This window comes from Campylobacter sp. FU_497 (assembly GCF_025772425.1).
GTDB classification, from domain to species: domain Bacteria; phylum Campylobacterota; class Campylobacteria; order Campylobacterales; family Campylobacteraceae; genus Campylobacter_D; species Campylobacter_D lari_C.
This window is the reverse complement of sequence record NZ_JAKMSC010000018.1, coordinates 1-14,542: the sequence shown is the minus strand read 5'-3', so window position 1 is coordinate 14,542 and position 14,542 is coordinate 1. Positions and strand designations below refer to the sequence as shown.

Below are 14,542 nucleotides of genomic sequence, written 5' to 3'. Positions count from 1 at the left end.
TTTATTTTTCATTACATAGACTTAAAATATATGAGCTTAATTTCTCCTCACTAAATCCAAAATGCTCAAATACATCTTTATCTTTACCACTCTCACCAAAACTTTCTATACCATAAAGCTCATCACAAATTCTATAAAGCTCGTTTGAATTTGCAGCTTCAACACCTACAACCTTACCTTGTAAAATTCTTTCTTTATAAGATTTTTCTTGAGCAATAAATAACTCATAACAAGGCATAGAAACCACATTAGCAATCACACCTTTTTCTTTTAAAATCTTAGCTGTTTTTACACATAATGACACTTCACTACCACTTGCTAAAAGTGTAAATTTCGCATTTGTGTTTTCTTCTAATAAATAAGCCCCATTTTCAACATCTCCAAAAACAGGCTCGCTTAAAGCACTTAACTTTTGACGCGATAAAACAAAAACACTTGGCATATTAGTTTTAAGTGCAATCTGCCATGCTTTTACATTTTCAACCCCATCAGCTACTCTAAATGTCAATGAATTTGGCATAGCTCTAAAAGTGCTAAGCTGCTCTATAGGTTGGTGTGTTGGACCATCTTCACCTACACCTATACTATCGTGAGTAAAGATGAAAAAGTGTTTAGCCCTCATCAAAGCTGCTATTCTTGCAGCAGGTTTTAAATACTCACTAAATATAAAAAAGGTAGCACAATAAGGCAAAAACAAACCATATCTTGCAAAAGCATTTGATATAGCAGCCATTGCATGCTCTCTTATACCATAGTGGATATTTTTTCCATTTGGAAAATCGCCCATATCTTTGAGTTCAGTTTTATTTGATGGACCTAAATCTGCACTACCACCTAAAAATCCCGGTAAGGCTTTAGCAATAGCATTTAAAATCACACCATTGCTATCTCTAGTAGCTAAATCTTGTCCTTTAAAATCAGGAAATTGTATTTTTGAAAAATCAGGCTCTAAAAGCTCTTTTAGCAATGCTTGCTTCTCTGCATTTAAATTTTGCACTTTTTGATTCCATTTAGCTTGTGCTAAATCCCCAAGTTCTATTGCCCCGCTAAAGCGAATTTTAACTTCTTCTGGGATTTCAAAAGTTTTTTGTGGATCAAAACCTAAAGCCTCTTTTGCCTTTTTTATAAGCTCTTCGCCCAAAGGTGCTCCGTGAGAATGATGACTTCCCTCAAGATCTAAAGCTCCTTTAGCTATAGTAGTATGAGCGATAATCAAACAAGGCTTTTTGCTTTCTTTAGCAGTTTTTAATGCTAAATCAATTTGCTCAAAATCATGCCCATCTATCTCAAGTACTTCAAAATTTTGCGCTCTAAAACGCTCTTTTACATTTTCATTAAAAGCAATGGCCACATCACCTTCAATTGAAATATTATTGCTATCATAAATGATGATTAAATTATCAAGGTTATGCACACCTGCTAAAGAACAAGCCTCATAAGAAATTCCTTCTTGTAAATCTCCATCACCGCATAAACAATATACTTTATGATTGATAATATCCTCACCCAAAAGCAAACTTGCTTTTTTGGCTGCCATAGCAAAACCAACCGCATTTGCAATGCCTTGTCCTAAAGGCCCTGTGGCGATTTCAACACCTGGAGTGAAAACTTCAGGATGACCTGGGGTTTTAGAGTGTAATTGACGGAAATTTTTTAAATCTTCTAAACTTACATCATAACCGCTCAAATGTAAAAAGCTATAAAGCAAAGCACTAGCATGACCACCTGAAAAGACTAATCTATCGCGGTTTAACCATGTAGGATCTTTTGGATTATGCACTAAATGAGTACTTAAAACACTTATAATATCTGCTAAACCCATTGGAGCACCTGGGTGGCCTGAATTTGCTTTTTGCACCATATCCGCACATAAAAATCTTATAGTGTTGGCTTGTTTTTGTAACATTGTTTAACCTTTTAAATATTTATCAATCAAAATTTGAAGCTCATTAGCAAGCTTAGAGTCTAAATTTTTCATTTTTTCTTCACATAAAGTAATTTTATCATCTTTTGCCTTTTTAGCACCTTCTAAACCTAAAAGTTTAACAAAAGAATTTTTATGCAAATCATTATGAGTTGGCTTTCCTGCTTCTTGAGTATCTAAAGTCGCATCGATAATATCATCTTTGATTTGAAAAACCAATCCTATCAAAAGCCCTATTTCATAAATTTGCTCGCATTCTTTTTCATCTAACTCACAAATTTCACAACCCATTTTTAAAGCCGCTGCAATCAATCTTGCAGTTTTATGAATGTGCAAAAACTCAACTTGCTCTAAATTTAAAGGCATATCTTCAAAATAACAATCAATAGCTTGCCCAATAATCATACCGCCAAGCCCTGCATTAAAGGCTAGAGTTTCTATGAGTTTTAATCTAACATTTTCTTTTAAATCAAGCTTAGAAAGAAGTAAAAAAGCTTGAGTATTTAAAGCATCGCCCACTAAAATAGCCGTAGTTTCATCGTATTTTTTGTGTAAAGTTTGCTTTCCTCTACGCAAAGAAGCATTATCCATAGCAGGTAAATCATCATGTATTAAAGAATAAGTATGGATAAATTCCAAAGCCAAAGCCGCATTTAAAGCCTTTTCAAACAAAGCAGGATTTTTAGCATTCACTATACCCAAAAGAAGTTGGGCTCTAAAATGCTTCCCGCCAGCTTCTAACATCCATTTTAAAGCCTCATTGAAAAACGGATGAAAGCTTTGAGTTTTAGGAAAATTTTGCTCTAAATGTTGTTTGAATTTTTCTAAAATCACTTATTTAGCCTTATAAAAAAGTCAAAGTATCCTTTATTAAAATGCTCAAAATCATTATTTTTCGCTGAAGGGATATTGCTTGCTTGTCTTGAAACTAAAACATCAAAAGTATTAGCTTGAGCTAAAACAGCTTGAAGTTCATTAAAATTGTTGATTTTTTGATTATTAATTCTTAAAATCTTATCCCCTTTCATAAATCCAGCCATTTGTGCTTTAGAATTTGGAGTTACCTCTGTAACATTCATTTTCATATCTACGCGCAATCCTAGATTACTATAAAAAGAAGTCGGCTTAGCTTGAACTACTTTTTTAGGTTTAGCAAATACACCCAAATCTTTATCAAAAACTGTCGTAGAAATATTGACATCTTTATTATCTCTTAGCATATTAAAATACAAAGTTGCACCGCGATCAGCAAATAAAATTTTCTCATTTAATTTTCTTATATCATCATAAACTTGCCCATCTACACTCACAAGCTCATCATTAAGCAAAAATTGCCCATTTTTACGCACATTTTTTACATAAATTTTACCATCACGCATATCAAAATCCACACCTATATCACCCCAATAAACATCAGGATATTTCGCAAAGTGTTTTAAATAACGATTACCTATAAGTTTGCCATCTTCTAAGCTTATACCAAGCATTTTACAACATGGCGAATTAAGCTCTCCGATTTTAGAAGTAAAATCAAGCTGATCACGTTCTGTTAAACTTTGTCCAAAATACTTCAAATGTCCTATATAGCTTTTATTGCTATCTAAAATTCCCACCCAGCTATTGCGCGTTAATTCTTCCTCATTTCCCATAGGAGCAGGGATTAAACTAAAATCTGTTTTTACTAAATATAAATTTAAAAAAGGATCATACTTAGTATAGCTGTTTAATTTCGCGTTTTTAGTTTTAACTACTGCTAAAGTATTTTCATTTAAAGCAAAAGCAGGCAAGCCCTCATAAATTAACATACTAGCTTTGTTTTTTTCATAACAACCCAAAAAATCATTAAAAGTCGGTCGTGGCACAGCAAAAAGCACACAAGCTATACCTAAAATACAAAGTAAAATTCTCATAGCATTCCCATTCCGCTAAATAAATTACTAGCCATTGATTTTTTATTTTGTTCTACCATTTTCATCACATCATTCACCGCTGCTATTAATAAAATTTGCATAGACTCTTTATCTTCAAGCAAAGAATCATCAATGCTTATATCGATGATTTCACCTTTTCCATTAGCACTAACTTTTACTAAACCACCGCCACTTTTTGCACTAAATTCTTTTTTTAAAGCTTCTTGCTCTAATTCATTTGCTTTTTCTTGAGCCTTAGTTAAAAGCTCGCCCATTTTAGAAAAATCCATATTTTCAAACATTTATTTTCCTTCTTTTAATATCTCTAATACTACTTCTTTATCATTAAAAGGATATTTTACACCCTTAATCTCTTGATAAGTTTCATCGCCCTTGCCTAAAATCACTACAAAATCATTTTTCGTTTTAAACTCTAATGCTTTTTTTATTGCTTCTTTTCTATCACATTCTATAAAAACACTCTCATCTTTTTCTATACCACTTAAAATATCATTAATGATATCCATAGGCTCTTCTGAGCGCGGATTATCGCTTGTGATGATGAGTTTTTTAGCATAGTGTTTGGCGATTTTAGCCATTAATGGACGCTTAGTTTTATCCCTATCTCCCCCTGCTCCAAAAACCACAATCAAATCACGATATTTTAAAGCATCTAAAACCTTTTCTATGCCATCAGGCGTATGAGCAAAATCTACAATCACATCTTTTGCAACTACTTGCATTCTACCTTCAATGCCACCAAAATTACTAATGGCCTTTTCAAGCTCTTTTAAATTTGGCTTTACAAGTTCATTCACACAAGCACTTGCAGCCAAAAGATTATAAAGATTAAAAAGCCCCACCAAAGAAGAGTCAATCATAAAAGTTTCTTTGCCAAAATTTACCACAGCTTCAATGCCGTTTTTTAAAGCATAAGCCTTGATATGATAATAACTTGGATTTTCCACTCCATAAGTAAAAGCACCTTTGACATTAAAATTTATGGCTTTTGCATCTTTATTGATAAATTTCATACACTCATCAGTAAAAAAACTTTCTTTTGCTGCTTGGTAGTTTTGAAAACTTCCATGAAAATCTAAATGATCTTGAGTAATATTAGTAAAAATTTTAGCCTTAAACTCAAGCCCTTCAATGCGGTTTTGTACCAAAGCATGTGAGCTTACTTCCATAATTAAAAATTCACATTTTTCCTTACTTGCTAAAGATAAAAGCTCTAAAGTTTGCAAAATAGGAGCAGTAGTTAAGCCTTTTGGAGTAATATTTTTATCATTTATAAAACTGCCTCTAGTTCCCATCAAGGCACATTTATAACCTAAATCAAGCAAGATAGAGTAAATAGCCCCTGCAGTAGTTGTCTTACCATTTGTGCCTGTTATGCCTATGATTTTTATATTTTCATCTATATTTAAAAGTTTCTTACACTCAGCTATACTTATAACTTTTGCTTGTTTTTCTAAAGCCTGATGAATAAATTTTTCATTTTGAGCGGTTTTTAAGAAAAAACAATCTTTTTCGCATTCATTAGAATTATCACAAATGAAAGTATTTTCAATCTTTACTATCATAATTTAATTCCTTGATTTTCTCACTAAGCTTGATAAATCTATAGTTAGAATAAAAATGCACCGAAACATCTTCCATATAGGCTACAAGCATATCTTTATAACCATGCTCTAAAAGCTTTTCTAAAAAATCCACAAAATCTTCTTTATCATTAATGATAAGTTTATTTGATATTATAACATTTTCTAAAGCCTGTTTAAACCCAACTTTTGCTTCACTAAGTAAAAAATCTTGATAACTCAAACCCTCAAAGTCTTCACTATCTTCTTCAAACTGCACACTTTGACTAAGATTAATAAGTTTTTCTAAGTCTTTATCTACTTTAGTATTTTTATAATTTTGCATAAAAAACTCAAAAAACACAAAAGCTTCTTCAGGGCTTTTTAACGCCAAATCGCAAATATTAATAAAAGTTAAAAGTCTTTTATTTTTACGCTTTTCATAAGCAAGAGAAAAATACATCTTAGCGTTTTTAAAATCTTTTTTATAAAAACATTCTATGGCTATTTTTTTATAATTTTGCAAATTCGCTTTCCCCGCCTGCTAAATTTACTATAGTTATATCTGGGTGTATGTCGATTTTAAGTTGTTTTTCTAGGCCGTATTTTAAAGTTGTTCCACTAGCTGGACAGCCATGACAAGCTCCGGTTAGCTTCACATAAACTACACCATTTTTAACTCCTAAAAAATCAAGCCCACCACCATCATTTTCTAAAATATGCATAGTTTTAGCCAAGCTTGCTTTTACAGGTTCGACTAATTCCTCATCACTAAAAGGCATATTCATAACTTTTCCTTGATTATTTTTTAGTTTAATTTTATCTTATTTGCCTTTAAAAAATGTAAATTATTGTTTATTTTAGACTTTTTGCTATACAATGGTAAAAATATTTTAGGATTTTTTATGCAAAAACGCACTCAAATAAAAGGTTTTGAAAAGCTCAAACTCATTTTTATATTAGGCTTTTTATCTGCTATAGCACCACTTTCAACTGATATGTATTTACCTGCTTTAAATGAAGTAGAAAAAAGCTTTCAAACAAATTCTTTTTATACTCAACTTTCTCTTGCAAGTTTTTTTATAGCCTTTTCTTTGGGTCAGCTTTTTTATGGGCCATTAAGTGATGTATATGGCAGGAAAAAACCTTTATATATAGGACTTTTTCTTTTTATTTCTTCAAGCATTGCTTGTGTTTTAGTTGATTCCATTCATGCTTTTATAGCTTTGCGTTTTTTTGAAGCTTTGGGAGGTTGTGTGGGCGTAGTTGTGGCAAGAGCTATAGTAAATGATGTTTTTGAGCTTAAAGAAGCAGCAGGAGTTTATGCTTTGATGATGGTTTTTACTTCTTTAGCACCTATGCTCTCCCCTACTTTTGGTGGGATTTTGCTTGAATTTTTTTCTTGGCGTAGTATATTTTTGACATTGTTTATCTTAGGTTTTATTTTATTTTTACTTGTTATTTTTGCTCTAAAAGAAAGCAACCTCAACACCCAAGGTAAAAAATTCAATCACAAAGAAGTTGCAAAAAGTTACAAAAAAATCTTAAAAGATCGTCGTTTTGTGGTGTATTTACTTTGTGGGAATTTAATCTTTGCAGGATTTTTTGCTTATTTAACCGGCTCATCTTTTGTTTTTACGCGTGTTTTTGAACTCAGCCCTCAACAATACGCAGCCCTTTTTGGAGCTCATGCTTTAAGTTTTGTTATATGTGCTAATATAAACGCAAGGATAGTTCTTAAACTCTCGCCTTATTATGTTTTACCAAGAGCGCTTATGATAATTACTTTTTTAACCTTTTTACTCATTTTAGGGGCAACTTTTGATCTAGGTTTTTGGGCTTTTGAAATTCCTTTATGTTTAATCATAGCAAGTTTGGGTTTTATCCTGCCAAATACCACCACTTTAGCTATGGCAAGATCAAAACAAAATGCAGGCAGTGCTTCAGCACTCTTAGGGGCAGCACAATTTGCTATGGCAGGAGTAATGGCATTTTTAGTAAGTCTTTTAAATGCTAATACACCTATATTTTTATCGCTTATTTTAGGAACTTGTACATTTTTATCTTTGGTTTCTTATCTAAGTTTAATCAATAAAAGAAAGTTAAATAAAATCAAAAAGAAGTTAAGCGTGATTTCTCACGCTTAATTAAGCAATATTTTTGAAAAGATTCACTGACTATATCGAACCTTTTTTTAAAAACTTTATATCAATAAATAATATTTATATTTTTCTTGATAATTTTAGTGTTTTTAATCATGATAGCAAACAAAAATATTTTAAATTTACAATGATTAAAACTATTAATAGATGATTAGCTTTATAAATTTTTATTTTAACTTGTCGATATGCAAATCATGCTACTCACTCCTTAAGGCAAAAAAGAAGTGAGTTAGCAATAGATTGAAGGCTTCAAGGCTATCAAGTATTACAAGGCTACCTCGATAACCTTGTAAAGCTTGATCCCAAGGTTTTTAAAACCTTGGGTTAGAATTATTGTTTTAATTGAAGCAAAGTATTTAAAAGCTGATCGCTTGTGGTAATCGTTTTTGAGTTTGCTTGATAACCCCTTTGGATTACGATAAGCTCTGTTAATGCACGACTTAAATCCACGTTTGACATTTCTATAGCTGAGCCTTTTAAGCCCCCTCTACCACCTTCACCAGCATGACCTATAGTAGGTGTTCCTGAGTTTGCTGTCGCTTTGAAAAGATTATTACCCATTTCTTCAAGACCCATATTATTTGGGAAAGTAGCTAGAGCAACCTTAGCTAAAGCTAGAGTTTTACCATTTGTAAATTCTCCATAGATATAACCATTCTCATCAGTTCTTAATGCATCTGGTTTTAAGTTACCCCCTGTGTAACCATCAGTTTCTTGTTTAGTGGTAGCCGAGTCTTTATCATAGCTTGTTAAACCATCAAAACCACCTGTTGTACCAAAATCAAGTTTTATAACTTGATCAGGTTTTGAGCCGTTATTTCCGGTGAAATTTAATACATTTGGTGTATAACTTTGTAAAGAGCCATCATTACCAAATCTTAAATTTCCTACTACTATGTTTCCTGGAGCACCATCACCACTAAAATTAATCTCTGCAGGCTCAGGCACTGAGATGATGATAGACCATTCAGCCCCACCATCTGCTGTTTTACTTTGCTTAGTAAATTGCACAGTTAGCTCATGTCTAGTTCCCAATGAGTCAAAAATTTCTATACTAGCAGTATGAGCTGATAAATACATGTCTTGAGAATATTTTTCATTATTACCTGCATTGAAATTTCCATCTAGCGCGCTAAACATCGCTGTAAATTTATCATTAGTAGCGATTTTATTAGTTTCATTAGAATAACCTGTAACTTTAAAAGTCATATCCTTAGCATTTGGTTCCTTAGGATTGGTAATTTTGAATCTACCATCACTTTCCACTACTACCTCTACAGCGGCATTTGCATCAGTAGCTTCTCTTCGACCATTTCCATCATAATCTACCGCATATCTAGCATCTCTTTGCAAAAGCTCTCTTAAATCTTCAGTGGTATGAAAAAGTCTTTGTCCATTCATATCAGGCCAAGTGTCAGTATCATCTGCTTTTGGATTAGCTCCTATATCTACATTATTTGAGCTATATATGTATTCATGAGCCGTGATTACACTAATCGGTCCATTTGTTCCGCCAAGCAAAGCATTTCCTGGTGCAGGAGGAGTAGCATCGTTAATAGTATCGCCAACTCTAATAGGTTGACCTGCTGTATTATTAGCTCCTATAGTAATATTTAAATTTTTAGATTTTGCTGTGGTTCCTGTGCTATTATCATTAGTAAAAGTCATTTTACCATCTACTATAGAAGCTACCACCCCAGTTTCTGCTGTCTTAGCATTGATAGCATTTAAAAAAGTATCTTTACCTACTCCGGTTGCAGTTATTTGTACCCCATTGATAACTATATCTAAAGTTGCTGGCTGTTGAGTTCCATTTGTATCTGTAAATCCCCAAAAAGTATAGTCTGTATTTGGTTGAAAATTATTTTGATCTGCAGGCAAATCTGCATTAAATGCTGTTCCACTAGACCACTTAGCTTCTTTATAACTTACCCAAATTCCTTGCCCATCTCTTAGATTTAAACCCTCACCTTGAGCGTTAAACACTACACCCATATCCACACCTTTTTCTGTTACTTGGGCTCCACTTTTTGAAGTAGTGTAAAACTCAGTATGCCCTGTATCATTTTCATCTATTGCTGTTCCTGTATCAGTTCTCATACCATGAACAGAATCAAGAGCATAAATAGGTCTTTTGGCAGAAGCATTCATACCCAAAGTATTACCACTATCTAAATTTGCTGTAAGTTTTACTGAAGTACTTGGTCTAGCAGGCATACTCATGCCAGGTGGGATTACGATATCGCCTACTGAGGTTGAAGAGTCTATTTGACCTGTTTCTTGATTATAATTCCAACCTTGAACAGTATAGCCGTTATTATCTACGAAATTTCCTACTGCGTCCGTTTTAAAATCCCCTGCACGGGTATAATACTGAGTAGTACCACCATCATTTGATACGATGAAAAATCCATCTCCATTAATAGCCATATCGGTGTTTTTATCTGTGGTTTGGATATTACCTTGAGAGTGAATTCTAGTCGTAGAATTTACGCCTGCACCAAGTCCAACTTGCATAGGGTTTTTACCACCTAAATTGCCATCTGGAGCTGTAGCTATCTTAGAAGTTTGGCTCATAAGCGTTGAGAAATCCGCACGAGAATACTTAAAACCAAATGTATTAACATTGGCTATGTTATTACCTTCTACATCCATTGCGTATTGGTGTGCTTGGAGTCCTGAAACCCCAGCCCAAAGAGATCTCATCATAATTAAATCCTTTAAAAAATATTGCTTTGTGAATATCTCACAATCTTCTATTGCTTAGCTAATGTAAAGCAATAAGCGTTCCAAAAATGTAAAAAAATGTTATACAATTGAATACATATATTGCAAAAGTAATTTAGTAAAATAATGGAAAATAAAGCTTTTAGTCAAAAATTAATGTCTACAATTTTCATAACAAATTGTTATAAAAATACATACTATGTCTTTAAAGTGTAAAGTTTTTTTAAAATTACTCGATATAGTCAGTGAATCTTTTCAAAAATATTGCTTAATTAAGCGTGAGAAATCACGCTTAACTTTTATTTCTTTCTTTTAATTTAGCAATCACATCATTTAAACTCAAATCCGCATCAGCTAATAACACTTCTAAATGATAAAGTAAATCAGCTGCTTCATTTATAAGCTCATCTTTGTCTTTAACAGTAGCAGCCAAAGCGGTTTCAACGCCTTCTTCGCCTACTTTTTGCGCTATGCGTTTAGTGCCTTTTGAAAAAAGTTCAGCTGTGTAAGAAGAACTTGCACAAGTATTTTTACGTGAATTAATCAGCTTTTCAAGACGCGATAAAAACACAAAATCAGCCTTTTTAGAAAGTGTTTCAAAGCAAGAAGTATCGCCTGTGTGACAAGTAGCCCCGCTAGGTTTAACTAAAATCAAAATACAATCTCTATCGCAATCAAGCCCCATATCTATAATATGCAAAAAATTCCCACTTTGCTCACCCTTCATCCACAAACGCTCTTTAGTGCGTGAGTAAAACACAACCTTTTGGTGCTTAAAACTCTCTCTTAGAGCTTGTTCATTCATAAAACCTTGCATTAAAACTTCACAAGAATGATAATCTTGGATTATCACAGGGATAAGGTTATTTACCTTTTGCCAATTTATACTTTTTATAAATTCTTCTTCATTTATACCCATAGTTTTTCCTTTTAAATACGAATTTGTATGCCTTGATCTTTTAAAAATAGTTTTAATTCTTTAATATCTATAAGTTTTTTATGAAACACTGAAGCTGCTAAAGCTCCATCAACACCAAGTTTAAAAGCGTTCAAAAAATGCTCTTTGACCCCTGCGCCACCGCTTGCTACTAAAGGCACAGGACAAATTTTTCTAACTTTAGCAAGTTGATTAAGATCATATCCCTTTCTCATGCCATCTTGATTCATCATATTTAGCACGATTTCGCCAGCTCCTAGCTCGCATACTTGCTTTACCCACTCTAGTGTTTTTTTACCACTATGATGAGATTTGTTCTCATCTCCGGTGTATTTATAGACTAAAAGCTCGTTGTTTTCATCTTTAAAAGTATCTATACCTACGACTACACATTGAACTCCAAAGCTTTTTGCAAGGCGTGAGATTAAATCAGGATCATTTAAAGCAGGGGAATTAATAGAAATTTTATCAGCACCATTTGCTAAAAGCTCTTTTGCGTCATCTTCGCTTTTTATACCCCCTGCGACGCAAAATGGTATAGAGATATTTTGTGCTACTTTGCTTACCCAAGCTCTATTGATACGCTCATTCTTGGCTGAAGCTGTAATATCATAAAATACAAGTTCATCAATGCCATTTTGTGAGTAAAATTTAGCAAGTTCTATAACATCTCCCATATCTTCATGATTTTTAAACTGCACCCCTTTAACTACTCTACCATCTTTTACATCTAAACATGCGATTATGCGTTTTGCAAGCATTCTTGAGCCTCCTTTATGCTAAATTCTTTATCAAGCAAGGCTTTACCTACGATGATACCACTTACTATGCCATTTAGCTTTTTAAAATCTTCTAAGCTCGCCACGCCTCCACTTGCTTGGGTTTGCAAATGTGGGAATTTCTCATGCAAAGCTTTGTATAAAGTGATGTTTGCTCCACTCATCGTGCCATCTTTAGAAATATCTGTGCATAAAATATGCTTTACATCTTTATAAAAATTTAAAAGCTCAAACAAACTCTCATCGCTTGTTTTACTCCATGCATCAACAGCCACAAAAAACTCATCTTTAACGCAAATACTATCAAGTGCTAAGACTATATTTTCAACGCCAAATTCATTTAAAAGCTCTTGTGTAAAGGCTTTGTTTTTAACCGCTAAAGAGCCTATAACTACGCGTTTAACACCACTATCAAACAAAGCTTTAACCTCGTCTTTAGTGCGAATTCCTCCACCTACTTGAAGATTTACTCTAATCTTAGAAGCTAGGTTTTCTATGAGTTTTAGTTGTCTCTTACTAGGATCTTTTGCACCGCTTAAATCCACCAAATGAAGCCAAGCAACACCTTGAGCCTCATACTCTTGAAATTTAGCCAAAGGATCAAAGCTATATTCTTGCTTTTTAGCGTAATCTCCTTTATAAAGCCTTACTACTTTGCCATCTATTAAGTCTAATGCTGGAATGATTTGAGTTTGCATTTTTACCTACATATTTATGAAATTTTTTAATAATACTTCACCCGCTTCGCCGCTTCTTTCAGGATGAAACTGCACACCATAAAAATTGTCTTTGTTTAAACTTGCACTAAATTTAGTAGAGTACTCACACTCTGCGATGGTGTATTCATTTAAACTCACACAATAACTATGTACAAAATAAAAATAAGCCCCATCTAAGCCTTTAAAAAGCTCATGCGAACTAAAGACTTGATTCCACCCCATATGCGGGAAAGTAAAATTTGCTTTTTCTTGGAATTTTTGTGTATCAAAAGGCATAATACCAAGTGTTTTTTGGTGTAATTCCTCTGAAAATTTACCCAAAATTTGCATACCAAGACAAATACCTAAAAGTGGTTTTGTGGTAGTTTGGATAAAATTTTCTAAATTAAGTGCTTTTAGATTAGCCATTGCTTTAGCTGCGGTGCCAACCCCAGGAAGCAAAAGCTTATCTGCTTGCGAGAGTTCTTTTAAATCATGTGTGATAATACTTTTTTGTCCTAAACGCTCGAGCGCAAAAGCAAGAGAAGCTAAATTCGCACAACCTGTATCTATAATAGCTAGTTTCATATCATTCTCTCTTGAAATAAATTTGCTTTTGTTAAAACTTTCAAGTCGTTAATCTTGTTTTTAATCATTTGAAAATTTTTCTCTAACTCTATTTTACGATTTACAGAAATTTTAATAAATTCATCTTCTTTTTCAAAACCTATAAATTTTCTATTTAATAAATTAGCTGCAATCCCTGTAGTCGAACTTCCACTAAACGGATCGCAAATTAACGAATTTTCATTACTTGCCATTAAAATTAATCTAACAAGTAAGGGTAGTGGCTTTTGGGTGGGGTGTTTGCCATTATTTTTTTCCCACGGAGCTATAGCGCTAAATTGCCACACATCTCGCATTTGCTTATTTTCATTTAATTTTTTCATCAACCCATAATTAAATATATGTTTATGTTTAGGACTTTTTCTAGCCCATATAATTTGTTCTGTAGAATGAGTTAAGTATCTACAGGAAAAATTAGGTGGTGGGTTAGTTTTTTGCCAAGTAATAATATTTAAAATTTTAAAATCAAGTTTTTGTAAAATTCTGCCAAGAGAGAAAATATTATGATAAGTTCCGCTTATTAAAATACTTCCAGTATCTTTAAGTGCTATTTTTGCATTTGAAAGCCATTTTAAGTTAAACTCATCTATTTTTTCAATATCATCACCTTTATCCCATTGCCCCTTATTTACACTTACTATTTTACCACTTTGGATACTCAAACCATCATTAGACAAAAAATAAGGTGGATCTGCAAAGATTAGATCAATTTGATTTTCAAATTGAGGTAATAATTTATTACAATCATTTTGATAAAGCTGAAAAAGTTTATCTTTACTTGTAAAAATAGACTTAGACATTTTTTACCTTTAAGATAAAATCATTAATATTAGAAAGATTATAAATTTCTACTTTTTTATAAGCTTCTTCAAGTTTATTTTTAGCTTTTAACCAACCTTGACCATCTGTTATCCATATAAATTCATATTGAGAAAACTGATCAAATTTAGGAGCTAGTTCTTGATAAGCTCTGGCAACTTCATTTAATTTACTTCCCGCACCTGCATAAAAATTACATTCTATAAAATAAGTTTTTTTAGAAGAAAAAATTACAAAATCAAATTTTTTTATATCTTCACCAAAAGCTTTATGAAGTTCAGGAAATTTTTTAATATTTACCTGCTCTTCAAATTTTAAACAATGTGGAGTAAAAATTTCTTTTAATTGCATTTCCATTATTTTACCACTACGATTT

The 14,542-nt window shown here is 32.7% G+C and carries 15 protein-coding genes; 1 reads left to right on the top strand and 14 read right to left on the bottom strand.

Annotated features, from left to right (window positions below; genetic code table 11):
- Nucleotide 1: 1 nt before the first annotated feature.
- The 7 genes from tkt to L8W68_RS06990 are packed head-to-tail and all read right to left on the bottom strand — an operon-like array spanning nt 2 to nt 6,199.
- Nucleotides 2-1,906: a transketolase gene (gene tkt / locus L8W68_RS07020; protein ID WP_263661851.1), complete on the bottom strand. Its 1,905-nt coding sequence runs from the start codon at nt 1,904-1,906 to the stop codon at nt 2-4.
- 3 nt (nt 1,907-1,909) lie between these two features.
- Nucleotides 1,910-2,755 carry a polyprenyl synthetase family protein gene (locus tag L8W68_RS07015; protein ID WP_263675581.1) on the bottom strand — a complete coding sequence of 282 codons (846 nt, stop codon included), beginning with the start codon at nt 2,753-2,755 and terminating at the stop codon, nt 1,910-1,912.
- Nucleotides 2,755-3,834 (bottom strand): PDZ domain-containing protein, encoded by a 1,080-nt coding sequence (locus L8W68_RS07010; RefSeq protein ID WP_263675557.1) that lies wholly within the window; start codon nt 3,832-3,834, stop codon nt 2,755-2,757. The genes L8W68_RS07015 and L8W68_RS07010 overlap by 1 nt, the downstream gene beginning before the upstream one ends.
- Complete coding sequence (locus L8W68_RS07005) at nt 3,831-4,136, bottom strand: YbaB/EbfC family nucleoid-associated protein (RefSeq protein WP_263675555.1); 306 nt, start codon at nt 4,134-4,136, stop codon at nt 3,831-3,833. Before L8W68_RS07005 ends, L8W68_RS07010 begins: the two co-directional genes overlap by 4 nt.
- Nucleotides 4,137-5,420, bottom strand: a complete 1,284-nt coding sequence (locus L8W68_RS07000) for a UDP-N-acetylmuramoyl-L-alanyl-D-glutamate--2,6-diaminopimelate ligase (protein ID WP_263675554.1) — start codon at nt 5,418-5,420, stop codon at nt 4,137-4,139.
- Nucleotides 5,404-5,943 (bottom strand): histidine kinase, encoded by a 540-nt coding sequence (locus tag L8W68_RS06995; protein ID WP_263659160.1) that lies wholly within the window; start codon nt 5,941-5,943, stop codon nt 5,404-5,406. The genes L8W68_RS07000 and L8W68_RS06995 overlap by 17 nt, the downstream gene beginning before the upstream one ends.
- On the bottom strand, nt 5,930-6,199 hold the full coding sequence (locus L8W68_RS06990) for a NifU family protein (protein ID WP_263675580.1): 270 nt from the start codon (nt 6,197-6,199) through the stop codon (nt 5,930-5,932). The genes L8W68_RS06995 and L8W68_RS06990 overlap by 14 nt, the downstream gene beginning before the upstream one ends.
- A gap of 123 nt (nt 6,200-6,322) precedes the next feature.
- Here L8W68_RS06990 and L8W68_RS06985 point away from each other — a divergent pair, with 123 nt between their 5' ends.
- On the top strand, nt 6,323-7,564 hold the full coding sequence (locus L8W68_RS06985; RefSeq protein ID WP_263675553.1) for a multidrug effflux MFS transporter: 1,242 nt from the start codon (nt 6,323-6,325) through the stop codon (nt 7,562-7,564).
- 345 nt (nt 7,565-7,909) lie between these two features.
- Here L8W68_RS06985 and flgE read toward each other — a convergent pair whose 3' ends face one another.
- The 7 genes from flgE to L8W68_RS06950 all read right to left on the bottom strand — a co-directional run.
- Complete coding sequence (gene flgE / locus L8W68_RS06980; protein WP_263675552.1) at nt 7,910-10,288, bottom strand: flagellar hook protein FlgE; 2,379 nt, start codon at nt 10,286-10,288, stop codon at nt 7,910-7,912.
- Between the two features lie 310 nt (nt 10,289-10,598).
- Nucleotides 10,599-11,225, bottom strand: coding sequence for a bifunctional phosphoribosyl-AMP cyclohydrolase/phosphoribosyl-ATP diphosphatase HisIE (gene hisIE / locus L8W68_RS06975; RefSeq protein ID WP_263675551.1), 627 nt, complete (start codon nt 11,223-11,225; stop codon nt 10,599-10,601).
- Between the two features lie 11 nt (nt 11,226-11,236).
- Nucleotides 11,237-12,004 (bottom strand): imidazole glycerol phosphate synthase subunit HisF, encoded by a 768-nt coding sequence (hisF, locus tag L8W68_RS06970; RefSeq protein ID WP_263675550.1) that lies wholly within the window; start codon nt 12,002-12,004, stop codon nt 11,237-11,239.
- Nucleotides 11,986-12,720, bottom strand: a complete 735-nt coding sequence (hisA, locus tag L8W68_RS06965; RefSeq protein WP_263675549.1) for a 1-(5-phosphoribosyl)-5-[(5-phosphoribosylamino)methylideneamino]imidazole-4-carboxamide isomerase — start codon at nt 12,718-12,720, stop codon at nt 11,986-11,988. The genes hisF and hisA overlap by 19 nt, the downstream gene beginning before the upstream one ends.
- A gap of 6 nt (nt 12,721-12,726) precedes the next feature.
- Complete coding sequence (gene hisH, locus L8W68_RS06960; protein ID WP_114639930.1) at nt 12,727-13,308, bottom strand: imidazole glycerol phosphate synthase subunit HisH; 582 nt, start codon at nt 13,306-13,308, stop codon at nt 12,727-12,729.
- Nucleotides 13,305-14,147, bottom strand: coding sequence for a DNA-methyltransferase (locus tag L8W68_RS06955; protein ID WP_263675545.1), 843 nt, complete (start codon nt 14,145-14,147; stop codon nt 13,305-13,307). Before L8W68_RS06955 ends, hisH begins: the two co-directional genes overlap by 4 nt.
- Nucleotides 14,140-14,542 (bottom strand): type II restriction endonuclease (locus L8W68_RS06950; protein ID WP_263675543.1); only part of this gene is annotated, 403 nt, incomplete at its 5' end. The genes L8W68_RS06950 and L8W68_RS06955, both read right to left, overlap by 8 nt.